This window comes from Pseudarthrobacter sp. MOO14 (assembly GCF_058267675.1).
Genome location: NZ_CM177849.1, coordinates 4,343,191 through 4,365,040, shown reverse-complemented (window position 1 = coordinate 4,365,040; position 21,850 = coordinate 4,343,191). Strand labels below are relative to the sequence as shown.

18 protein-coding genes and 1 pseudogene are annotated in these 21,850 nt (G+C 62.6%); 13 read left to right on the top strand and 6 right to left on the bottom strand.

What is annotated here, in order from left to right:
• Positions 1 to 177: 177 nt before the first annotated feature.
• The 3 genes from AC4EEV_RS20030 to AC4EEV_RS20020 all read right to left on the bottom strand — a co-directional run bounded on the left by AC4EEV_RS20030 (position 178) and on the right by AC4EEV_RS20020 (position 3,373).
• Positions 178 to 1,074: a S1C family serine protease gene (locus tag AC4EEV_RS20030; RefSeq protein WP_491329819.1), complete on the bottom strand. Its 897-nt coding sequence runs from the start codon at positions 1,072 to 1,074 to the stop codon at positions 178 to 180.
• A 537-nt stretch (positions 1,075 to 1,611) separates the two neighbouring features.
• A complete protein-coding gene (locus AC4EEV_RS20025; protein ID WP_491329818.1) occupies positions 1,612 to 2,082 on the bottom strand; it encodes a hypothetical protein in 471 nt (156 codons plus the stop codon).
• Between the two features lie 907 nt (positions 2,083 to 2,989).
• The gene (locus AC4EEV_RS20020; protein WP_491329817.1) at positions 2,990 to 3,373 is read right to left on the bottom strand and encodes a DUF1622 domain-containing protein; all 384 of its coding nucleotides are present in this window, start codon (positions 3,371 to 3,373) and stop codon (positions 2,990 to 2,992) included.
• Positions 3,374 to 3,626: 253 nt separating this feature from the next.
• Between AC4EEV_RS20020 and AC4EEV_RS20015 the strand changes: the two genes are divergently transcribed.
• Positions 3,627 to 4,415 carry a transglycosylase domain-containing protein gene (locus AC4EEV_RS20015; RefSeq protein WP_491329816.1) on the top strand — a complete coding sequence of 263 codons (789 nt, stop codon included), beginning with the start codon at positions 3,627 to 3,629 and terminating at the stop codon, positions 4,413 to 4,415.
• 151 nt (positions 4,416 to 4,566) lie between these two features.
• Here the strand turns inward: AC4EEV_RS20015 and AC4EEV_RS20010 are convergent, their stop codons facing one another.
• Complete coding sequence (locus AC4EEV_RS20010) at positions 4,567 to 5,280, bottom strand: DUF6789 family protein (protein WP_491329815.1); 714 nt, start codon at positions 5,278 to 5,280, stop codon at positions 4,567 to 4,569.
• A 1,057-nt stretch (positions 5,281 to 6,337) separates the two neighbouring features.
• Here AC4EEV_RS20010 and AC4EEV_RS20005 point away from each other — a divergent pair.
• The 3 genes from AC4EEV_RS20005 to AC4EEV_RS19995 all read left to right on the top strand — a co-directional run bounded on the left by AC4EEV_RS20005 (position 6,338) and on the right by AC4EEV_RS19995 (position 7,912).
• Positions 6,338 to 6,772, top strand: coding sequence for a low affinity iron permease family protein (locus tag AC4EEV_RS20005; protein WP_491329814.1), 435 nt, complete (start codon positions 6,338 to 6,340; stop codon positions 6,770 to 6,772).
• A 9-nt stretch (positions 6,773 to 6,781) separates the two neighbouring features.
• Entirely contained in the window at positions 6,782 to 7,081 is a 300-nt protein-coding gene (locus AC4EEV_RS20000) for a DUF4193 domain-containing protein (RefSeq protein WP_463960768.1), read from the top strand.
• 219 nt (positions 7,082 to 7,300) lie between these two features.
• Positions 7,301 to 7,912 carry a phosphatase PAP2 family protein gene (locus AC4EEV_RS19995; RefSeq protein ID WP_491329813.1) on the top strand — a complete coding sequence of 204 codons (612 nt, stop codon included), beginning with the start codon at positions 7,301 to 7,303 and terminating at the stop codon, positions 7,910 to 7,912.
• 259 nt (positions 7,913 to 8,171) lie between these two features.
• Here AC4EEV_RS19995 and AC4EEV_RS19990 read toward each other — a convergent pair whose 3' ends face one another.
• Positions 8,172 to 9,008: a YihY/virulence factor BrkB family protein gene (locus AC4EEV_RS19990; protein ID WP_491329812.1), complete on the bottom strand. Its 837-nt coding sequence runs from the start codon at positions 9,006 to 9,008 to the stop codon at positions 8,172 to 8,174.
• 258 nt (positions 9,009 to 9,266) lie between these two features.
• Between AC4EEV_RS19990 and AC4EEV_RS19985 the strand changes: the two genes are divergently transcribed.
• Together AC4EEV_RS19985 and AC4EEV_RS19980 are read left to right on the top strand one after the other, a co-directional pair.
• Positions 9,267 to 10,160: an MDR/zinc-dependent alcohol dehydrogenase-like family protein gene (locus AC4EEV_RS19985; RefSeq protein WP_491329811.1), complete on the top strand. Its 894-nt coding sequence runs from the start codon at positions 9,267 to 9,269 to the stop codon at positions 10,158 to 10,160.
• A gap of 85 nt (positions 10,161 to 10,245) precedes the next feature.
• Positions 10,246 to 11,118 carry an aldose 1-epimerase family protein gene (locus AC4EEV_RS19980; protein WP_491329810.1) on the top strand — a complete coding sequence of 291 codons (873 nt, stop codon included), beginning with the start codon at positions 10,246 to 10,248 and terminating at the stop codon, positions 11,116 to 11,118.
• 120 nt (positions 11,119 to 11,238) lie between these two features.
• Here AC4EEV_RS19980 and AC4EEV_RS19975 read toward each other — a convergent pair whose 3' ends face one another.
• Positions 11,239 to 11,646: a MarR family transcriptional regulator gene (locus tag AC4EEV_RS19975; RefSeq protein ID WP_285244056.1), complete on the bottom strand. Its 408-nt coding sequence runs from the start codon at positions 11,644 to 11,646 to the stop codon at positions 11,239 to 11,241.
• A 530-nt stretch (positions 11,647 to 12,176) separates the two neighbouring features.
• On the opposite strand from AC4EEV_RS19975, the gene AC4EEV_RS19970 reads away from it, so the two are divergent.
• The 7 genes and pseudogenes from AC4EEV_RS19970 to AC4EEV_RS19940 all read left to right on the top strand — a co-directional run bounded on the left by AC4EEV_RS19970 (position 12,177) and on the right by AC4EEV_RS19940 (position 21,439).
• Complete coding sequence (locus AC4EEV_RS19970; RefSeq protein ID WP_491329809.1) at positions 12,177 to 12,932, top strand: ZIP family metal transporter; 756 nt, start codon at positions 12,177 to 12,179, stop codon at positions 12,930 to 12,932.
• A gap of 21 nt (positions 12,933 to 12,953) precedes the next feature.
• Positions 12,954 to 13,586 carry a hypothetical protein gene (locus AC4EEV_RS19965; protein ID WP_491329808.1) on the top strand — a complete coding sequence of 211 codons (633 nt, stop codon included), beginning with the start codon at positions 12,954 to 12,956 and terminating at the stop codon, positions 13,584 to 13,586.
• Complete coding sequence (locus AC4EEV_RS19960) at positions 13,579 to 15,432, top strand: glycoside hydrolase family 15 protein (protein ID WP_491329807.1); 1,854 nt, start codon at positions 13,579 to 13,581, stop codon at positions 15,430 to 15,432. Before AC4EEV_RS19965 ends, AC4EEV_RS19960 begins: the two co-directional genes overlap by 8 nt.
• Positions 15,429 to 15,548, top strand: a pseudogene (locus tag AC4EEV_RS19955) (NAD(P)-binding protein); the annotation flags it as partial. The gene AC4EEV_RS19960 and the pseudogene AC4EEV_RS19955, both read left to right, overlap by 4 nt.
• 100 nt (positions 15,549 to 15,648) lie before the next feature.
• The gene (locus AC4EEV_RS19950) at positions 15,649 to 16,887 is read left to right on the top strand and encodes a phytoene desaturase family protein (protein ID WP_491330932.1); all 1,239 of its coding nucleotides are present in this window, start codon (positions 15,649 to 15,651) and stop codon (positions 16,885 to 16,887) included.
• Between the two features lie 606 nt (positions 16,888 to 17,493).
• Positions 17,494 to 19,329 carry a thiamine pyrophosphate-requiring protein gene (locus AC4EEV_RS19945; RefSeq protein ID WP_491329806.1) on the top strand — a complete coding sequence of 612 codons (1,836 nt, stop codon included), beginning with the start codon at positions 17,494 to 17,496 and terminating at the stop codon, positions 19,327 to 19,329.
• Between the two features lie 763 nt (positions 19,330 to 20,092).
• Positions 20,093 to 21,439 (top strand): MFS transporter, encoded by a 1,347-nt coding sequence (locus tag AC4EEV_RS19940; protein WP_491329805.1) that lies wholly within the window; start codon positions 20,093 to 20,095, stop codon positions 21,437 to 21,439.
• Positions 21,440 to 21,850: the final 411 nt, after the last annotated feature.

Genomic DNA, 21,850 nt, shown 5'->3' with positions numbered 1-21,850 from the left:
CCAACTGATTTTAACCGCGTGGCCAGTCGCCTCACCCTGCAGTAAGGCCCGGTGGATCTCCTAGGTGTTCTGGTTGTCTCTTTGCGACACTGTCAGTCAGGCGGAAGTCCGGCGGCGCGGCTTAGTTGAACGGGTAGTTGTGGATTCAGCTCCCGCTGCCAGATGCGCGGGCGCTTCTCAGGGTGCTGTGGCCAGGTTCCCGAGGGTGACGTGCAGGGTCTGCGGTGTTGAACCGCGCTGCACCACGATATCGACCTGCTGTCCGGGGTCCTGTTTCCTGAGTGCCACGAGCAGGTCTGTAACGTTTCGGATTTGGTTTTGGGCGAATTTGGTGATGATGTCACCTGCTTTCATGCCGGCAGTATCAGCTGGGCTGCCTTGGGAAACGTCGACGATCAATGCTCCGGCAGTGGCGGGCAGAGAGAACCGTTGAGCTAGTTGTGGTGTGATGTCGGTGGGGACGACACCGAGTGCTGCGTGTTTGACCTCTCCGCTGGCCAGGAGCTGGTCGGCAACGGTGGTAACCGTAGAAGATGGGGTGACGAACCCGATGGCAACTGCTCCGGAGCTGGGTGGCAGGTACGCCTCGGACAGTCCGATGACCTGTCCCGTGGAGTCTGCTACTGCACCGCCGGAGTTACCGGGAGAAATGGGGGCATCGGTTTGCAGCAGGTCGATGGCGCCGTGAGGTGATTCCTTGGAAGGTGGCATGTTCCGGTGCAGGCTGGATACGATTCCTGCGGTGACTGTTTCCTCCAACCCTAAGGGGCTTCCGATCACGACTGTCATCGAGCCCACTTCCGGATCGGAAGAAGCGAATTTGGCCGCCGGAAGGCCATTGCGGTCGACCTTGATGACGCCAACGTCCGTGACGTCGTCAACACCCAGGACGGTACCTTGAGACTGTGAGCCGTCGGCGAACTGGACCTGAACGTTCTTGAAGGGCTGTTTTCGCTCGTTCTCAACGACGTGGGCGTCGGTGACGATGGATCCGTCGCTCTGATAGATGACTCCGCTGCCGAGGCCGATATCTGTGCGAATCGTCACGACTGACGGTTCGACTTCCTTGACCACGCCCGGCACCGCGGGCAGTCCCCCATTTGCGGGCGGGGCAGCCGCTGGAGCGGAAACCGTCGGTGATGCTGCCGAGGAGCTGGACGTTGGCGCGGAATTCCCGGTGCACCCAGCCAGAGCGAGTGCTGCTGCCGTCACTGCAGCTGCCGGATAAATCCTGAAGTATCTCATGGGGTTACTCCTTCTTGAGAGCCCCCAGGGAAGCGGGCCCCTTGCGCCTCTGAAACTGTTCCGCCCCGCACCGTGCTGGCTGGTCAGAAGCAACTGCCCCGCCCGCTGGGCTTTCCGGGTGGCCGTGAACAACTATCGCACCGTGGTCTTATTCAACCGCACTACTTGCGTAAACGCAACGGTCTCTCTCTGGCAGCTCCCTGAAGGCACTGACCACATGAAGACTCCCCCACTCGCAAGGCGGTCAAAGTTGTGCTTTTCTGGGGGGTTCGCCTCTTGGTGAGTGGTTGCTCGGGGTGCTCCGCGCTCCGCCGCGCCGCGGCGTCGATGGGTCCCATGTGCGCTGACAGGTGCTGGTTTTTGGGGTCAGCTGGATGGGCTTGGAGATGGAATGTATGGCCGGTACTGGTCAAAGGTTCCATTCTGGATGGGCACGTTGATTGCCGCCTGTTGCCCTTTCACTGTTACCTGCAGATCGGTGCGGGCACCGGGCGGCTCCTGCGTGCTGTTGAAGATCAGAGGCGACTGGTCGAACTCGACATGTCCCAGAGCGGGGATCTTGACTGGATGTTGTTCATCGGAGTCGGCAAGGACCATTTGTATGTCTGCAGCGGTGGTGTTGAAGATCGTACCCAGGACGCGCCCGGGTTCGTTTTGGCCGGACGTCACGATCAGGACGCTGCGCAACTGCAGTCCCGAGAAGTTTAGGTCCGCGCCGAGGGCAATGGGGTCGCGGTCCCCTCCAGAGGGGTGGTAGCAGCCGGTCAACGCAGCCGCTGATATCGCCAGGGGCGGGATCAGGCGGAAGAACTTTGTGATGCTATGGGCGGCTTTCATGGGAGCTCCTTATCGTGGCGCTGTGAATTGATTGGCTGATCAAACCTGAAGCCGCAGGCGCAACTGTAGGTGATGACAACGTCGTGGACGGTGCTGGTGCCGCTTTCCCCAAGGGGTCCCTGGCGCGAGGTCGTCATTGGCTCACCGCAGTGGGTGTGTGTTGTGAGCATCCGTAGAAGCTGTGGATCGGTGGACAGGGCTTTGATGCCTTCCGGCCGGCGTTGTTTCATGACTCGTCACAGCCTGTTTTCGTCTCGTCGCCGGTGGTGATTTTTGTATTCATAGTGGCCTCTCCCCGTGAGGTGTAGGTGGTGGGCGCCGCCCGTCATTGACCGGTAGAGCCCTGGCCCGCCAACGAGCGCATCAAGTAATTACGCCGGCGGTGGCAACTACGGATCAGTACAAGGTCCACGGGTCTAGGGTTTGTCGGTGCGTCCCGTTGCACTGCGGTTGACTTGGCGTGGCGGAGGGCGGAGCCTCTTCGGCTTCGCGGTGGGAGGAAACGCGCAGTTTGGCATTGGCGTAGGCGGTGTTCCGCACGGTCCAGCAGAACAGCATCATCGCTGCTCCCGGCGATCGTCGTGCCAATTACGCTTGCGAAGCTTAACAGCGCATTCAACGCGTCCTCCTGTCAGGCGGCTCATCCTCGTGGCGCCGACGCCCGTCATGGCATCCAGATAATGCTTAATGCCTGCTGATGATTCCGTGACCAGCCCGGACAGCCGGCTGAAAAGTCGTCGTCGTGATTGTCGGCGCTCATGGTCCCTAACCAAAAAGTATGGCCGCGGACGCCTACCACCCCCGGGTCCATATCCCAGGTCGCGGACGGGCCACGGGTCATCCCCCTGCCGGCAGGTGGTGATGGTCCCGGACAGGAAGCAGGCAGATTCGGCATCGGTGCCTCATCTCAGGCTGAGCCGATGGCGGGAACCGCCTCGGTGTCTTTTTGCCAGGGCCATCGGCCCGTGATTTCCAGCTCCAGGGAGAAGCTTAGGAATGTTCGGATGACAACGATCACGGCCAGGACTCCCACACTGGTGAAGGTGGGCGTCACGGCCACGGTGCGGATGATGTCTGCGGCGACCAGCAGTTCAAGGCCAAGAAGGATGGACCGCCCGAGCAACTGCCCGTATTCCCGGTAGAGCGACCGGCTTGGACGACGGCTGCCTTCCTGGAGGTTTCGGCGGCGTACGGCCAGCGGCGCGGAGACCACGGCGCCGATGACCATGACGGCCACTCCGGCAAAGTCCAGGTATCGCCCGGCAGTTTCGATGATGAGTCGCAAATCCACGTCTGCCTCCCTGCAAGCTGCGTATCGCCCGCCACACCCACAGCCGCAGACTTCTCGACTGGTCCTGACATGTCCGTTCCCTGACGAACTGGCCTTCACGTCAGTCTGGCGCATCACTTGCGAACATGCAACGAATCGTCACCGCCCTGATCACTCCTTTGCAGGATTGTTGCACTCCTGTGACCCCTCGCGGCGTCGGCGCTAGATGCGAGGCGAAAGGGTTATTTGCTAATTGGTAACTATTCGAAAGGTGGTGCCATCTTCAACCGCGGCGGCATTTCGACCGCCTCCTGGCATGCCCCGGCAGTGCTTAACAGGCTTACCTCTGGCGTGCGGCACGAACGAAGGAAGTCTTGCATGCTGCATCAAATACACTCTGTGGAAGAACTCCGTAGCCTTCATCGCCGCCAGCGTTATTGGCGGCTTCCTGATCGCCGGACTCCTGGCCCCGGCCGCGGCGTTGAGTTCGACGGCGGCAGGGGCATCCATTAGGTTCTTCGATCAACTCCCCTCGAACCTGGACCTGGAGCCGCCGTCCAGGACATCCCAGCTCCTGGCGAAAGACGGGTCGGTGATCGCCACTTTTTACGCCCAGAACCGGGCCCCGGTTGGCCTGGAACGAATGTCATCGTTCATCCGTGACGGGGTAGTGGCGATCGAGGACGCACGTTTCTACGACCACGGCGGGGTTGACCTCACCGGTATCCTGCGCGCGCTCTACGTGAACGCCAGGGGCGGCAGGCAGGGCGCATCGACAATCACCCAGCAGTACATCAAGAACGTCCTCATCTTGTCACCTGCAACCGGCGGCAGCAGCGCAGACGTCGCCACGACCGACGCCTCCCGAAGCATCGGCGACAAGCTTCGGGAAATGAAGCTTGCTATCGGGCTTGAGGAGAAATACTCCAAAGACCATATCCTGCAGGATTACCTGAACCTGGTCTATTTTGGCAACGGGGCCTACGGCGGAATTCGGACCGGAGTGGGCGAACGAGAACATCACCATCAGCGGGACGTACTACACCGGACTGAACGGGGCTAACATGCCGGCACTCAATGGGCCCACCTCATGAACGCCGCAGCTCCGCAATACCCTGGCCGCCGGTTCCCCACACCGCCGCCATCAATGTTGCGCTGGAGGCGGCTGTGGGCAGCACCCAGACGGCCGGGGCGACAGGGCCGGGGAAAATGTCCTAGTCAACGCCTTCGGTGATCTGAGGATAGGGAACGGCGGGATCCACGAGTGCCTGCACCCCTCCCGGGACGAAACGCACGTGAACGCCATGTTCCTGCGTTGCTGCCGATTGTTCCAGCACCGGCAATACTGTCGCGGTGAAGGCAGGATCCTTGGGGGCAAGGTAGGAGACGTACGCTTCCGGCAGCCGGGACGGAAGATCAACGGTGTCCACATTGCCTGAAGACGCCGACCCGCCACCCGGCTCAGCAGGGACACGCTCCGCCCGGGCCCGCCTGCCAAGGGTTTTGCCCAAGACGGCGCCGTAGAGCAGATGGGCGGCCAGCATCGTCAGCGCCCTGCCGGTCTTGTCCCGGTGTGCAGGGGGCAGTATTCCCATCGCCGGCAACCAGCCCTCGTAGCCCACCGCCCACACAAATGCACCGTAAGCGAGGCCCGCGTCCCGGGTGGAGTGCTGCTTGCGTACCACGGCATAAAGACACCCACCGGTTACCCCGTACCCGAAATGGGCGAGGACGGCGGCAGCGTCCCTGAGGGGCAGCGGAAACCGGGGGAAAAACTTATCGATGATCCTCCGGGGCGGCTCGTAGTTCATCACGCCGGTGACGTCGGCGGCAACGAGCAGCGCGCTCATCGCTCCCGTAGCGACCAGCCCCGCAAAATCCCCGCCGGCAACTCTTTCGGACGTTGATTCACTGCTATAGGTATCCATCCCTTCATGGAACCGGGATATTTGTGTCAGCGCAAGCAAGCTCACAATCAGACGGGCTTTCCCATCCGCTTCGGCCTGACAACTTGAGTTCCTAGGAGTGCCGCAAACGATTAGAACTCTCAGTCCCTCGAAGGGTTACGGCCCCCCGCCGCCCAGAGGTCCAATAGCGGAATTTGCCAAGTAAAGCTGCGCGACGGCTAGCCCTTGCGGTTAGGTAACTATTGCGCTAAGCTCTCTATCACTTCCGCTGAAAGCCCGAGGAGAGATCCGGATGGAAACAGCACGCAGAGTTGTCCTCGTGACAGGAACCACCGGGGGGGGATCGAAGGGTCTCGGCGTTCGCTTTGTGGCGGCGGGGCGGCCCTGTGGCCCTACTGGCACGACAAAGGCAGGACTTGCCGGGGCAGCGGCAGAGGTTGAAGCCGCAAGCGGGAAGGCATTGGCCATCCAGCTCGACGCAAGCCCGCACGAGCCTGACGCTGCCGCTGTGCTGGTCGAGCAGGAAGAAGGCCCCAAGCTGGTTGCCTCCCAGTATCACGGCTTCATCGCGGCCGGGCTCGGGAGCCCTCTCCGTGAATGCAGGCGTTGCGGCAGCCCTGACTCGAAAGGATGGCCGGTGAGACACTTGGAAGTGGTCAGGGCAGCGCGGAGCTCCTGGCCCCTGGAGCGGCGGAATGCCTCCTGATCGCACGCGCCCCCGATGCCCAATCCTGCACGTTCATCCGAGTCCTGGGGGCACGGCACCTACTGCGGGCCGCCGCCACCACCATCTTCGGTGCCGGGGCTGGCCTGCACTGGATCAGCGCCGGGGCCGATGCCCTTCACGCCTTGACGATGTTAGGCCTGGCAGCAGTGGACCGGCGACGGCGGCACGCCGTGGTCGCCAATGCGGCCATCGCCCTGGCTTTTGCCGCGGGAGAACTTCGATCAGGGACCCCCATCGGCCGGCCGCAGGTACACAGAGCGCACCGTGTCGGCTTACCGGGCGGGCGGTAAGTGACGATCGAGTAGGTGCGCAGGACAGGGGCACGAGTCATACAAGGATGGGGATGGGACCATGACTACCGATAAAAGCAGTGGCGAAGGGACCGGCTTCTTCACCAGATTCACCTCCAGGACGGCAATGGTCCTGGGTCATGCATGGATCTTCGCTGCGGCCGTCGCCGTTCTGGTGCTGTGGGCCTGCACCGGGCCGCTGCTGGGTTTCTCCAATACCTGGCAGCTGGTGATCAACACGGGCACGACGATCGTGACGTTCCTGATGGTGTTCATCATCCAGAACACCCAGAACCGTGACTCCGCCGCGTTGCACCTCAAACTTGATGCCATAATGCACGAGCTTCGGGTCACCAACTCCAAACTCTACGAAGCTGGAGACGAGAGCGAAGACGAACTCGAGCGGCAGCGCAAGCACATCGAAGCACAATCCGAAGAGCCGCCCGGCAAAGAAGAGCGGCACGTCAACCAGGAGAACAAAAACGAGGAGGAATGACTACCCGCCATGGCCAGCGATTACGACGAAGTGCGCCCTGAGCTAAAAGAGTCCCAGGAAAGTTCCTTGGAGGCGCTCCGGACAGAAAACACCCCCGACGCACGCAGCGTCGTGAAGGAGCTCGACGAGGCCGACACCGTCGACGGAGTCGATCTGCCCGGCGACTTCATCGGCGAAGAGCTCATCGTGGAAGTCGTCCCCCAAAAGAAGGATGAATTCGTCTGCTCCTCCTGCTTCCTGGTTCACCACCGGTCCCAGCTGGCCAAGGAGAAAGACGGACACGTCTATTGCATCGAATGCGAGGGATGAAGCAGTGACGTTCCTGACGGCGCCGGACCACAACCATGAGACCTTCAGGGGCCTGATCCAGCCACCCCAGCAGCTTGATCGAGCCGCGCAATGAGCGGTGGTCGTGGGCCTGTCGCGCAGAGCAGGCAAGAACGTTTCCACTTAGGTGCCGGCAAAAAGGTCTCCACAGGCCGGTTCCTGGTTCTTCACGCGGTGTCGCTAAGCCTTCTCCTGGCTGGTATGTCCACGTTTGTACTGACCCTTGCGGACGTGTTGACGGGCAGCGGGCTCGCAAGCGTCGACGGACCTCTGACTGACTGGTCTATCCATCACCGCACGGGTACAGCCACATTTGTGCTGGCCGGATTTGCTTTCGTTTTCGGACCCGCGGCGCTTCCCGTGATCACTTTAGTAGCCGTCGTTGCGTGGGCCCTGGTGACCCGTCGTCTGTGGCGCCCGATACTGCTGGCCGGGGCGATGATCACCGGGGTAGTCCTCACTGAGGTCATAGCCCACGTGGTGAGACGTTCCCGGCCCCCGGCCGAATTTATGATGCTTGGCGCCGATGCCACATCATCCTTTCCCTCGGGACATGTCGTGGGTGCCTCGAACTTCCTGCTCATCGGAGCTTATTTGGTCTTCTCACGTTCCTCCCGCAGAACTGCCCTGATCGCGGCTTTCGGCGCCGCTGCCGCTGGCATAATAGTGGAAGCAGCAAGCCGTATTTACCTCGGCTACCACTGGTTCACCGACACGGTGGCCTCCGTTTCCCTCTCCGTCGTTCTCCTCGCAGTCGTGATCCTGCTGGATGTTAGCCGCGGTGGGCGGCCAGGTCCTGAACATACAGAGTGATCGCTCCTCGAGGCTGATCCACGGCTTCACCGGCCGCCGGACGCCTACGGGAGGTGACCCGGACGGCCCGTGGTCCCCAGGGTTTCGCCTGCCTGGACAAGGAGTCTCGCCGGGTGGCACACGATGTCAGGGACCGGGAGAACGCTACGGCCGGGGAAAGTCAGTTTGTCAGTGGCAAAGGGTGAAGGTGCGTGGGCTGACAACAAGCCTTCCCGGAACTCCCACTGCCCGACTGAAGCCCTTGGGGAGCCAGACCCACTTAGGACCTGTCTGCGGCAAGTCCCTCACGGGAGCTGATTCTTTCCCGGATCTTGCGTCCGCGCCGGATTTCTTCTTCCTCCTGCCGGTGCAGTTTGTCGCTCTTCTTTGTGTCCCTTGGCGGCAACTGGATAGTTACTTCGGCTTTGAAGCCGCCCTGCAATTCCCTGCCCCGCTCGGTCTCGGCATCGAACTCGGCTCCGAAAAGCAGTGAAACATTCAGAATCCACAGCCACAGCAGCATAATGATGACGCCTCCGATGGCGCCATACGTCTTGTTGTAATTGCCGAAGTTGGCGACGTAGGCACTGAAAACCACCGATGCCAGCACGAAGGCCACCAGCGCGAGGAAGGACCCCGGGCTCAACCAGCGGAACCGGGGCTGGTGCACGTTTGGGGTCACGTAGTAAAGAACCGCGACGATGACGATAACCAGCAAGATGATGACTGGCCACTTCGCAATATTCCACACGGTCAGGAACAGGCCGCCAAGTCCCAGCAGACGGCCCATGGCCTCGGCTACTGGTCCGCTGAGCACGAGCAGGGCTGCGAGCATCGCGACGATAACCACGGCAAGAATCGTCACGCCCAGCATCGTGGCCCGGAACCTGATCGAGCTCCTGCCTTCATCGACTTCATAGATCCGGTTCATGGCACGAGCGAAAGCGCTCACGTAGCCCGACGCTGTCCAAAAGGCCCCTACTATGCCTGTCGCGAGGGTGAAGCCGGCGGTCTGTGACGTCGTAGGTTCCTCAATCGGCCCGCGAATAAGGTTCACTGTGGAGCCAGCCGCTTTACTGCACAATGCCCCATCCCGGAAACCAGCTGGCCCCTTCATATCCCATACCGTTGCATAAACGCAACTAGTGCGGGAAGCTTGCCAAGGGGACCGGTTTCTGATTTGAGGAGAAGAAGTTATGCGTGCGTTGACAGTTACTCCCGGGGAAAAAGATTCACTCAAACTGCGCGATGTTCCGGAGCCGGCCACCGGGGAGGGCGAGGTGCTGGTGGAGGCGCTGGCCGTGGGCCTGTGCGGAACCGACAGCGAAATCATCGCCGCGGATTACGGTGAGGCCCCCCGGGCCAGGACTACCTGGTGCTGGGGCACGAGAACCTGGGCCGGGTGCTGGACGCTCCCCCGGACTCCGGACTGGCCAAGGGTGACCTGGTGGTGGGCATCGTCGGCAGGCCGGACCCGGAGCCCTGTAAAGCCTGCGCCGCCGGGGAATGGGACATGTGCCTCAACGGCAACTACACCGAGCACGGCATCAAGGGCCTCGACGGTTTTGCCCGGGAACATTGGCGGGCGGATGCGGAGGCAATGGTGAAACTGGACCCCGACCTGGAGGACGTGGGCGTCCTGCTGGAGCCCACCACCATCGTCGCCAAGGCCTGGGAACAGATCAACCGGATCGGGAAGCGGGCCTTTTTCGATCCCCATACAGCCGTGGTGACCGGCGCGGGGCCCGTTGGGCTGCTCGCCGCCCTGCTGGGAGTCCAGCAGGGCCTGGACGTCCACGTCTTCGACGTCGTCACGGACGGACCCAAACCGCAGCTTGTCCGGGACCTGGGCGCCACCTACCACAGCGAACCGCTGCCGGATTCCGGAATCAAGCCCAACGTCCTGGTGGAATGCACCGGCGTCACTCCAGTCGTGCTGGAGGCCCTGACATGCCGGGCCCAGGACGCCGTCACCTGCCTGACCGGCGTGTCCGGAACGGGCAAGCAAACAGGGGTGGACGTGGGTGCGCTCAACCGTGAGGAAGTGCTGATGAACGGCGTGGTGTTCGGCAGCGTCAACGCCAACCGCCGCCACTACGACGCGGCCGCGCAGGCACTGGCGGCGGCGGACCATGACTGGCTACGCCGCCTCATCAGCCGCAGGATTCCACTGGCCAGCTTCGCGGACGCCTTCAAACACCGGCCCGACGACGTCAAAGTCGTCCTCGATGTCACCCATGGCACGGATGGAAGCCTCAGCCATGAGTGAGAGGACCCCGTGGGGCGGCGGGACCGGCCATTGCCTCCCCTCGGGACGTCAGTATGAACTTTCTTTTGAACGACAAATAGTCGTGGTGACCGAAGTCGGGGGCGCCTTGCGGGATTACCTGCTGGACGGCCGGCCTCTGCTGGACGGGTATGGGCCCGAGGAGATGTGCACGGGCGCCCGGGGCCAATCCCTGATTCCCTGGCCCAACCGCATCCAGGGCGGCAGTTACGAGTGGGAGGGCCAGCGGCTGCAGCTTGACCTGAGCGAGCCGGACAAGGGCGGCGCCATCCACGGGCTCACGCGTTGGCGGAACTGGGAGGCCCCGGCTGTGGAGCACACTGAGGACTCCATCTCCTTCACCTACACGCTCCACTCTTGCCAGGGCTGGCCCTGGGTGCTCGACTGCCGCCTGGACTACCAGCTTGGCCATGACGGGTTGACCGTGCGGACCACGGCCATGAACCGAAGTGCGTCGCGGTGCCCCTACGGGACAGGGGCGCATCCTTACCTCAGCACCGGTGTCAGCGCTCCCGGGGCCATCAATGCCGCGTTGGTCCAGGTGCCCGGGCGCACCTTCCTGCCCGTGGACGAGCGTGGCATACCCACTGGTCGCGAGCGGGTTGAGGGCACCGAGTATGACCTGCGGGAACTCCAACAACTTGGCGGGCGGCACATCGACGTCGCCTACACCGACCTGGTCCGTAACGCTGACGGGCGGGCCCGGGTGAAACTCCGGCGCCCGGATAACTCCGGAGGGGTTGAGCTGTGGGTGGACGGGTCCTATCCGTACCTGGAAATCTTCACCGGGGACACACTCCCCCAGCCGGGCAGGCGTCGGAGCGGGCTGGGGGTTGAACCAATGACGTGCGCCCCGGACGCTTTTAACTCCGGTGAGGGCCTGATAACCCTTGAACCCGGGCAATCCCACACCGGTCAGTGGGGTATCAAGCCGCTCTAACCGGGCCGCCAGGTCCGCGCAGCGTTGGAGAACTGACGCGAGCAGCTCGCCAACTATTGCGTACACGCAATTATTGAGGTTGAATGAAGACATGGCTTGCGGCACCAGGACTTCGTCACTTCACGTGTTGGCTCCCAGGGTAAAGCGGCCGTCAGTGGTGCCTTGGACACCGGCGGCCGCCGCGAAAGCCTCCAGCGCAGCAGCCAGTGCCGGGCGGCGACCCAATGGCATCCTCAAAATCACCTCCGCGATGGCTTGCCGCCGGTGCTCGAGCACGGAGTTCACCAGAGCTTTTCCCTTTGTGGTCAGTTCGAGACGGATGTATCGCCGGTCTGCCGGGTCTTCCCGCCGCTCGAGCAGGTCAGCAGCGACCAGCCGGTCGCAGATGCGCGTGGCGTTGGAGGCATGCACACCCAGTTCCGCGGCCACGCCGCCCAAATTTTGCGGTCCCCGCGTGTGGATGAGGACCAGGACCCGCAATTGCGGAGTGTTGACCACGTCCTCTACCTCGGCAACGGAGCGGGACACGACACGCAAAAGGGTATCCGCGGCCCGCATTACCGCTTCAACTTCCCGGCTAGAAGGTTCCGGGACTAATTCAGATCCACCAGCTGTATCCATGAGTACCAGTTTCCTCCGATAGTTGCTTTCCCGCAAAGTTTGAAGATTCCAGAGCAGCAGTACGAGAAAGTCCCCGGATGAGGAGAAATTGTGGGAACACAACAGGCAAAAGGTACCTTGGCGGAAACCATCGATGGGATCGACCCTCTCATCAGGAACGTTCAGAGCGGCCGGTTTGAGTGGCCCCTATCGGCAGTGACGTCCGTGGGGATCTTCCCCGAGCCACCCGAGACAACAAAGGGGCCCGCCGCTGGCCCGCGGACCCGCTCGGAGCAGCGGCGGTGGCGGAAGCCCTGCCTCCGCACGGCCACCACGATGGCGCTTCCTGTTGAGGTCGAAAATAGGGCCTGCTAAATGCTCACAACAATGGAGAGGACTCAGCCTGTGAAAATCCTGCTGACCGAACCGACACCCCGCCTCATGGCAAGGGTAGTGTAATGCCCGCATGGTTGCTGGCATGGATGTGGGGCACCATCGCCGGCGGTGCCCTGGTCGTAGGGTGCGGCTTGGCGTGGAAGTGGAAAATCCCGTCCAAGGTCGTGTCATCGGTGATGTCTTTTGGTGCCGGCGTACTGATTTCGGCCCTCGCGTTTGGGCTGGTTCAGGAAGCAGTCAACGGCGGTGGGCTGTGGCCGACCATCGGCGGTTTCGCCACCGGCGCCGTGGTATACGTTGCCGCCAACGCCCTGCTGGCCCGCAAGGGGGCCAAGCACCGGAAGCGGTCAGGCGGAAAACAACCATCCGAGCAGCAAAAGCCGGGCAGCGGGACCGCCATCGCGATCGGGGCCCTCCTGGACGGCATCCCGGAATCAGTCGTTCTGGGCGTGGGTTTGGTGACCGCCGGTGCAGTCAGCCCGGCCATGCTGGCGGCCGTGTTCATCTCTAACGTCCCCGAGGGCCTATCCAGCACTGCGGGCATGAAAAAGGCCGGCCGGAGTGCCAGATATGTGTTTGGGGTGTGGGTGGGAATTGCTGTCGTTTCGGGCCTCGCAGCCTTGGTTGGCTTCCTGGTCCTGCAGGACGCACCCCCGGAAGTTGTCGCCTTCATCACGGCCGTGGCCGCCGGCGCGATCCTCGCCATGCTCGCCGACACGATGATCCCCGAAGCCTTCGAGGAACACCACCTGCTCACCGGCCTCATCGCCGCCGTCGGGTTCCTGGCAGCCTTCACCGTTGACCAGGTCGGCGGCTGAACCACCACTGAAAGGAAACCCATGAGCTCCAATCCAAACAACGCCGGCCGCGCCAACCCTGAGCCGCTGAATCCTGACCCCACTGGCCAGGACCCCAGCGCCACAGACCCAGCCGCGGATGCCAAACTGCAGCTCCAGCTGGCCATCTTCGACGCCACCAGGGACGCCCAGGGCAACAGCCTCGACGAGATCCTGAAAAGGCTGCGGTCGGCCTTCGCAGACCACGGCGTTCAGACACCGCCGGGCACCTGGCTCGAGTCCGTGGCTTCCTCCGCGTTCTACGGTGAGCCCTACATTATCGACCTCCCCACGGCTGTTGCGGCCGACAATACCCTGCCCGCCCCAAGCACCGATGTGCGTCGCAGGCTTGCCATCCGACGCCGGCTGCGGCAGGAGAAACTACCGGCGGGGACCTTCCCCTCCCCGGCCTCCTGGGATGTACCGGGCAACGAGACCACCCACCACCGCAGGCCCGGGCACGTCCGCCCGGCTACCATCTCCCGGACAGCAAGCGGGACCCGTATGGTCGTGGCTGCTGTCGGGGCGGTAATGGCGGTGCTTATGGCCATCCGGGCCGTTCGGGAGGCCAAACACACCCCAGTGCTGCCCCTCCAAGCACTCGACGGTGCGGCCTGGAAGGGTAACAATGCCTGAAATCAGTGACTACGCCATTGTCGGTGACCTGCACACGGCCGCGTTGGTCAGTACCAGCGGGTCAATCGACTGGATGTGCCTGCCCAATTTTGACTCCCCCGCCTGCTTTGCAGCTTTACTGGACACCCCGGCCGCGGGCCGGTGGCTCATGGCGCCCGCGGGTGCTCAGAAGTGCACACGCCGCCGGTACCGCCCCGGCAGCCTCATCCTTGAAACCGAATGGGAAACAGCCGACGGAAGCGTCAGGGTCACCGACTTCATGCCGATCCGTGATGACGCCGCCGACCTGGTACGGATCGTCGAAGGGCTCAGCGGCACAATCCAGATGTACGGGGAACTGTGCCTCCGCTTTGACTACGGACACATCGTGCCCTGGGTGCGGCGCAACGACCACGGGCTGAGCGCAGTCGCGGGCCCGGATACCGCTTACCTCACCACGCCGGCCCCCCTCGAAGGCCAGGACATGCGCACCGTCAGCGAATTCACCGTCCGGTCCGGTGAAAAAGTGCCCTTCGTGCTGACCTGGGTTCCCAGCAGCAAACCAGCCCCGCGCCAAACCGACCCGAGCACGGCGTTGCGGGTAACGGAGGACTTCTGGCAGGACTGGATCGGCCGCAGCAGGATAGAAGGAAAGTACAAGGACGCCGTCGAACGCTCATTGATTACCCTCAAAGGGCTCATCTACGCTCCCACGGGCGGCATCGTCGCCGCCCCAACCACGTCCCTGCCAGAGGAACCCGGCGGATCCAGGAACTGGGATTACCGGTTCTGCTGGCTCCGCGACGCGACCCTGACACTTCAGTCACTGCTCGCCGGAGGCTACACCGACGAAGCGGCCGCCTGGCGCGAATGGCTGCTCCGCGCCGTCGCCGGGGACCCCGCCGACCTGCAGATCATGTACGGTATCGACGGCACCCGCCGCCTCCCCGAAACGGAACTACCCTGGCTCGCAGGATTCGAAAATTCAAAACCGGTCAGGACAGGAAACGCCGCCGCACCCCAACTCCAGCTCGATGTATGGGGTGAGGTCCTAGACGGGCTATCCCTCACCCGTGCCGCCTTCCCGGACACTGAAGACGATTCCTGGGACATCCAGGTCGCCCTCATGGAATACCTCGAAGGCGCCTGGGACAAACCCGACAACGGGCTCTGGGAAATGCGCGGCCCCCGCCGCCAAAACACTCACTCAAAAGTCATGGCGTGGGTCGCCGCAGACCGCATGGTCAAAGGAATCCGGCAATCCGGGCTGCCCGGCCCCGAAAAGCGGTGGTCCGCCTTGCGGGACACCATTCACAAAGATGTCATGACCCACGGCTTCGACACTGACCGAAACACCTTCGTCCAGTCCTACGGAAGCAAAGAACTGGACGCAAGCCTCCTGCTGATCCCCCGCGTAGGATTCCTGCCCCACGACCACCCCCGCGTCATCGGCACCGTGGACGCCATCCAACAGCACCTCACCGAAGACGGCTTCGTCCTCCGCTACCACCCACAAGCGAGCAACGACGGCCTACCAGGAACCGAAGGCGTCTTCCTCGCCTGCTCCTTCTGGCTTGTCGACGCCCTGCTCGGGATTGGCCGCCGTGAAGAATCCCAAGAACTCTTCGAACGACTCCTCAGCCTCCGCAACGACGTCGGCCTGCTCAGCGAAGAATGGGACCCCAAGAACCAGCGCCAACTGGGCAACACCCCGCAGGCATTCAGCCACTTCCCCCTCATCCACTGTGCCCTGCAACTTCACCACGGCCGCGCCAGGCACAGCGACACGCCCCTGCCCAGCCCCAAAAACCCCGACCACGGCCCGTCCCGCGGCCACGAGGAATCCGTCCGTGGAAGGGCAACGTGAAGCCTGACGCCGTAGTTGTCGGGGCGGGACCCAACGGGCTCGCTGCTGCCGTAACCTTGGCGCGGGCCGGGCTAAAGGTACGGATGATTGAGGGAGCACAGACGGTCGGGGGTGGAGCCCGGACGGCAGAGCTGACGTTGCCCGGGTTCCACCATGACGTTTGTTCAGCTGTCCACCCCATGGCCCTTGCCAGCCCTTACTTCCAGGCATTTGAACTTGAAAAGCGCATTCGAACTGCGCGTGCCCGAAATCTCCTACGCCCACGCCGTGGATGCAGCCACAGCCGGGATCGCATACCGCAGCCTCGCCCGAACCGTCGAGGACCTGGGCCCCGACGGGGAACGGTACCTCCGGCTGTTCCAACCCCTCGTTCAAAGGGTCGACGGGATCACTGACGTAGCCATGCACCAACTGCTGCGTATCCCCCGCGACCCCCTCGGATCGCTCCTCTACGCCGCCAGAACCGTGGAACAGGGCGGGCCCTGGTGGAACGCACGCTTCACAGGAGACATCGCCCCAGCCATGGTCACCGGCGTCAGCGCCCACTGCATAGGGTCGCTACCAGGACTGGCCACCAGCGGCACCGCGATGTTGTTGGGCGCGCTCGCCCATGCCGGCGGCTGGCCGCTCCCCATAGGCGGATCCCAATCGATCGCTAACGCCATGGCTGAGGACCTGCTGAACCATGGTGGAGAGATAGTCCTCGGCTCCCCCATCACCGACTTGGCTGAAGTCCGGGACGGTTCCCGGCCAAGGGCCATCCTCTTGGACCTCTCCCCAGCGGGGCTTGCCCAAGTGGCCGCAGCCGAACTCCCCACAAGCTACCTTCACAAACTTGCCTCGTTCCGGTACGGGAACGGGGTCAGCAAAGTCGACTTCGCCCTCTCAGAACCCGTACCGTGGGCCAACCCTGCCCTTGGCGCGGCGCCCACAGTGCACTTGGGGGGAACCAGGGGAGAAATGTCCCGTGCGGAGGCCGAGCTAGCGTCCGGAGGGTATCCCCGACAGCCCTTTGTCCTTGCATGCCAACCATCGACCTTGGACAGCGGCCGTGCCCCCTCCGGGAACCACATCCTGTGGACCTACACTCACGTCCCTGCGGGCTCGAGCGTGGACTCGACAGAAACGATCATCAGGCGGGTCGAACAATTCGCACCGGGCTTCCGGGACGTCATCCTGGCTACGCACTCCATCACAGCCCACCAATACAGCGAGTACAACCCGAACTACGTTGGGGGCGACTTCTCCGCAGGTGCGCTTTCGCCCCGTCAACTGCTCACAAGGCCGGTTATTTCATCCGACCCCTGGTGGACACCAGCAAAAGGTGTCTATCTGTGTTCATCCTCAACGCCACCGGGGCCCTCGGTCCATGGCCTGTGCGGGTGGTACGCCGCCCAGTCCGCTCTTAAACGAGAATTTGGACTGCCCTCACCGGAACTGACGTACCGGACGTAGCCGCCGGGTAAGAAGGCACTGGATATCGGACAAGTTCGCCGGTGAAAGACCTGGATGGGCACCAGCCGGGGGCAGTTCATCGCCGGGACGCTTGTCCCTCGTTATTGCCATCTGCAGTTCTTGGCCTAACGTGCTCCGTGGGACCTGGAAGAGGAAACAACTGAGCGCTCGGGTGTCGCGATAAGGGGGTACAAAAACATGTCCTTTGCGCTGCCGCAATGGTAGCGTAGTAGCAAGGAACTGCAGGCCTGCAAGGTGCCGGCAAAATGCCGCCTTTCAGGAAAGGGAAAATCATGGACCAAGGTTCAACTGCGTTCATCCAGTGGCTGTGCTGGATAGTTGCCGTTGCCAGCGCCGGCACCGCACTCATTCGGGCCGGTGTGGCTTCCACCGCTGGGCCCCGGGCCGTTCGGCAGAAAAGCGGACAGATAGGCGCGCTCTGGATACTCTGCGCCGCTTCTGTTCTCACCGGCTTTATCCTCGCAGCAGCCGCTGTCCGGAGCGGCCGCTGAACAACGCCACGGTGCGCGCACCGGTGGTCCTCAGTTAGGCCCGAACTGGTCATGATGATCAGTTCGGCCCACACCAAAAGCAGGAGGAAGAACCATGGCAACTGTCAGCGATTTCGCAATCCAACGGGTGAGGGATTGGGGGGTCAGCCGCATCTTCGCTTTTCCCGGCGACGGGATCGGCGCATTCGACGGTGCACTGGAGAAAGCCCAACGCGCTGAAGCGGGCCTGAAGTATGTACGCCCCACACATGAGGAGATCTGTTCGCTGATGGCCACCGCGCACGCGAAGTTCACCGGTGAAGTTGGCGTCTGCGTTGCGACCTCCAGCCCGGGTGCTTTCCACATGCTCAACGGACTCTACGACGCCCAGATGGACAATCAGCCTGTCGTAGCTATCGTGGGCCAGCAGGGGCTCAACGCGCTGGGCACCTTCACGCAGCAGGAGAGCAACCTCGAACGCACCCTTGCCGATGTCGCGGTCTATGTCCAGACGATAGTCTCACCCGAACAGGCCCAGGCGGTCGTTGACACCGCTTTCCGTACCGCCAAAGTTCGGCTGGGGCCCGCCGTGATCATCTTTCCCCACGACGTGCAGGGAATGAAAATGCCCGAGCTTTCGCCCCAGAACTGGGTATCACGCTCCAGCGCCGTCGCCCCGTCCATCTCAATCGTCCCCCCACAAAGTGAGATCGAGAAGGCCGCAGCAATCATTAACGCGGGCAGTAAAGTCACGTTCATCGTCGGCCATGGGGCGAACGGGGCCACGGATGAGGTCCTTAGGGCCGCAGAACTCTGCGGAGCGGGCCTGATTACGGCCTTACGCGCGAAACAGGTGATTCCCTCAGACGTGCCGCACCATTCCCAGCAGCTAGGACTCCTGGGTTCCCTGCCCAGCGTGCACCAAATGAGCAACTGCGACACTCTGGTATTTCTCGGGACCAACTACCCCTACAGCCAGTTCCTGCCCAAAAGCGGGCAGGCGCGGGCGATTCAAATCGATCTTAAACCCGAGCAGATGGGACTGCGCTACCCCACCGAACTCAACCTGTGGGGAGACGTGAGAGCAACCCTCGCCGCTCTTATTCCGCATCTGGACTCGAAAACCGACCTCTCCTGGCAGGATACGGTCGCCGAGGAGATGCTGGAATGGGAAAGAGAGATGGAAGCGCAGGCGATGCTGTCCTACGAAGACGGCGTCAACCCCCGGCGCGTCTATCACGAACTAAACAAGCGCCTGCCCCCACGCGCCATAGTCACCGCGGACGCCGGTTCAACGGCAGACTGGTACGGCCACCACATCAGGCTCCGCCACGGCATGCTCGGTGATCTTTCCGGACGGCTTGCCAGCATGCTCGCCGCCATGCCGTACGCCACGGCGGCCAAGTTCGCCTACCCTGACCGATCAGTTGTCTGCACCATCGGCGACGGCGCCTTCCAGATGCTCGGCATGAACGAACTGATAACCATCAAGAAATACCTGCAGGAATGGGAGAACCCGCAGCTGATCATCATGGTTCTGCACAATAACGACCTCACACAAGTGTCCTGGGAGATGCGCACCGAGGACGCAAACCCCGTGTGGTCCACATCCCAGGACATTCAGTCAGTTGACTACGCCGGGTGGGCGGAGTTGCTCGGCTTCAGCGGAATCCGGGTCAAGACCGACGGTGAGGTCGCCGGCGCCTGGGACACGGCATTCGCGCACCAGGGGGTCACCGTCATCGATGCCTACACGAGCAAAAACGTACCGCCCCTTCCCCCGCACATCACCCTCGAGTTCGCCAAGCACACTGCGGAGGCGCTACTCAAGAGAGACCCGGACGGGGTCGACGTGGTGCGCGACTCGGCCAAGGCGCTCCTTACGGAAGGAATGGAACGCGTTAAAGGAAAACTTCACATTGGCCAGGACCACGACGAGGACGAGCACTAACGAGAGCACCGAACGGAAGCCGGCACTTGAAAATCCGCTTTGATCGGACCACTATGGATGGGTTGCGGAAGGGTTATCGAGGCCGCATCAGTTGATTCCGCCTCCGGGGAAGACGAGGGCAAGTGCTACATCCAAGCGGCTGTAGCGGGTCGAAGCCCGGTGACCAGGGCGCGTAATGACTCGATGGGTGCCTATCGCGGCCTTGACTGCTGCACAGGGCCTCAAGGCCTCGCCTCCGGGGCATTGCGCCCGAGCCTCAGCCCACGGGCGTTCAGTGACTGGCAAGTCAGGGGCCAGGAAGTGCGCACGCAATGCGGGAAGCCGCGTAACCGCTTAGTCGTTTCTTCGTGTCCAAATGCTTGATTGGTCCTGCTGCACCTACACCGCTCAGGGCTTGTGGCCGAGACGCGAGCTGCCACCAATAGGAGGATTGCCGTCAAGACCGAGGCACCGCTGCCGGACCGAAGGACACTGACACAGGCTTCATTTCCCGGCAGCCAACGAATGCCAGGACTTTCAAAAAAGCTGGGACCCGCTTCTTGCGATAAAGCAACAATTGCGCAAAAATAAGAGCAGGGTTCGTGAGTGAAGCCCCCCGCGTCACTCCACCTGAGGGGTGCGTTCCATTGTTTTGGCGGCTCCACGTGTAATACGTCCTGCTCGTTCCGCCCAGTAGTGGAAAGCGGACCGCCGGGTCCGCGGGAGAGCAACAGCGCGCTGGGGCGCGATCTGATAAGCCACATATTGCGAAGGAGCAATTCTGATGGCACGCAGCGTGACGTCCGCCCCTGCGGTGGGCAATGCACGGTGGAAGCGGCTGATTCCCGTCGCAATCATCGTCTACATCATCTCGTTCATGGACAGGACCAATATCGGGTTCGCCCTCAACGGCCTCCACCAGGACCTGGGCATTGATGCGGCCCAGCAGGGACTGGCAGCCGGCATCTTCTTCATCGGCTACCTCGTCCTGCAGATACCAGGCGGTCACCTTGCCGAACATTGGAGTGCGAAGAAGTTCGTCGGCATCATGGTGCTCATCTGGGGCGTGCTGGCTGTCCTTTCCGGATTCATCCAGGACTTCACCCAACTTCTGGTGGTGCGCTTCTTCCTCGGCGTCGCCGAGGCCGGGATCTGGCCCGCCATCCTTGTCCTGATCAGTCACTGGTTCCCGGCCGCTGAACGCGCCCGGGCCTACGCGTTCTGGATGATGAACATCGCCATCGCCTCCATCATCACCGCGCCCCTCTCGGGCTGGATCCTATCCTTTTCGGATTGGCGGTGGCTCTTCATCATCGAAGGTATCTTCCCGTTCGTCATCGCTGCACCACTGTGGTGGGCCCTGATCGCCGACCACCCGCGGGAAGCCAAGTGGTGCTCCGTCCAGGAACGGGAGTACATCGAGAAGGGCCTTGCTGCTGATGCCGCGGCACATCCACAGCAGGAAAAGCTCGGCCTCCGGCACGTCCTGTCCAACGCAGTGGTGTGGCGGCTGACCCTGGTGTACTTCCTCATCCAAATCGGCTTCTACGGCATCAATATCTGGCTCCCCCACGTGATCAAGACGATCACCTCCGGATCTTCCATCGAGGTTGGCTTCGTCACCGCGATCCCGTATGTGCTGGCCATGGTGGGCCTCTGGTACAACGCCAAGGCAGCCGACCGCACGGGCCGATACTCCACGCACGTGCTCCTCTCGATGGCCGTTGGTGCCGTGGCACTGGTGCTCTCGGTGGCAACCGGGGATAACGTTCCATTCCTTGCGGTCACCCTGATCAGCATCGCGGTCGCCGGCGCCCTGGCCTACGACGGCCCCTTCTGGGCCTCGGCCTCCCGTGCCATGCCCGTAGCTGTCGCGGGCACCGCCATGGGCCTGATCAACGCGGTGGGCAACCTCGGCGGATTCGTCGGGCCCTACGTGGGTGGATACCTGCAGGACGTGACACATGGCAGCTTCCTCGCCACGTCCATCTTCCTGGCCGCATGTTTGCTGGCTGCCGGCCTGGTGATGCTGAGCCTGCGGCGCGGCGGCGACAGGCCGGTGCACGGCAGGTTTCCCAAGGATCATTTCCGGGGGCCGGACTCGCAGAAGCCTATGAAGAAGACTCCCTGAGAGTGAGCGCCCTCGCCTCACGGCTCAGTGGAGGTGCCATGTTCTTCGACCTCCTGGGCACTCAGATCACCGGCCGTCAGTTCGGCCGGTGATCTGTGAGCAATGCGCGCCCGCTCGGGAGGAGGAGCAGGCAGTGTGAATGAGGGAGCTCAACTGACTCTTGCAGTTGATTGAAGACCTGCTGGCTGGACAGAGTGAAGTTTGGCCCTCCCAGGCGGCGTTGCCTGGGCCTCCCGGTCAAACAACACTGCGCCGAACAACCCGACGGATGGGAAGACGGGAATTTGTCGGTAGCTCTCTGATGGCGAACCCCTGTTTTTGATCGACCACACCGGGAAGCACGGCGAGGACTGCCTCCGAGGGGAGCCGCCCTATAAGCTGCTGACTCGCTGACTGTTAATACCGACTTAC